Consider the following 248-nt stretch of genomic DNA (forward strand, 5'->3'; position numbering starts at 1 on the left):
GCCGTCGTCGATCCGATCGGCATCGATAGGCTGCTGCCCGACTGGCGTAAGGACGCCGACCATCCGTTCAAGACCGAAGTGAAGGACGATCACTTCCTGTTTTTGGGACCCGCCGGCTCGATCCGCCTGCCGAACTTTTTGATGCCGCCGTTGATGAACAATCATGGCAACTACATCGTCTCGCTTGGCAACGTCTGTCGCTGGCTGGCGACAAAGGCGGAAGAACTCGGCGTCGAGATCTATCCGGG

The 248-nt window shown here is 58.9% G+C and carries 1 protein-coding gene; it reads left to right on the top strand.

Translation table 11 applies throughout. From position 1 onward, the window contains the following. On the top strand, window positions 1-248 hold a 248-nt coding region (locus L981_RS32985), incomplete at both ends, for a hypothetical protein (RefSeq protein WP_043627243.1).

Source organism: Ensifer sp. ZNC0028 (genome assembly GCF_000799055.1).
Taxonomy (GTDB): domain Bacteria; phylum Pseudomonadota; class Alphaproteobacteria; order Rhizobiales; family Rhizobiaceae; genus Ensifer.